General features: G+C 32.9%; 1 protein-coding gene. It reads right to left on the reverse strand.

All coding sequences use genetic code 11. The annotated features are described in order from the left end of the window. A partial coding sequence (locus V7122_RS21900) for a tyrosine-type recombinase/integrase (protein ID WP_335529117.1) occupies positions 1–517 on the reverse strand: 517 nt, incomplete at its 3' end. Positions 518–687 lie beyond the last annotated feature (170 nt).

A 687-nucleotide genomic window follows, 5' to 3' on the forward strand; every position in this document is an offset into this window, starting at 1 on the left:
GATGAATACTCTTTTTTATTCCAGCACGATTCGATATTCTTTTGATTATATATCTTAAGTTATTGATACTCATACGCCTTTTCGGCCTTCTTTCTGTAATGAATAAACAAGGTTCTTCATCATCTCGTTCATCAAAATATCTTTTTAACCAAATGGAGCAACGAGTATTAAAGTATACTTCCCTTTCTTTATCACCTTTTCCATGTACAATGACCGAATTCATCTGAAAATTAATATCGTCGCGATTTAATTTTACAACTTCCCCAATACAACATCCGGTCGAATACATAAATTCAAATAGCGCATTCTCCTTCGTTGTATGGCAAGTTTCTCTAATATGTTCAATTTCTAATTCAGAAAGGAATTTTGGAATTCTTTTGCCTAATTTCGGCTCTTTTAATTTAGCAGCAGGATTTTTAGGAATAAAGCCCTCATCATGTGTCCATTTGAATATTGATTTAATGCAACGAACCCTGTGTCCTAAACTAGATGGCTTTAAGTGATCCCCTTCCAGTATTAGGTACTCCTATAGTTTCTCCGTTGTCAATTCACTCATATCAATATCACCGAAAAATCGTAATAGGAGATTATATTGAAAACAATATGTTTTTAATGTAAGGGGTGAATATCCCTCGATTTTTTTATCCTGTTGATACTTTTTCCATACTACTGTTAATAACACTATTC

The organism is Bacillus sp. JJ1532 (genome assembly GCF_036965085.1).
Classification (GTDB): Bacteria; Bacillota; Bacilli; order Bacillales; family Cytobacillaceae; genus Cytobacillus.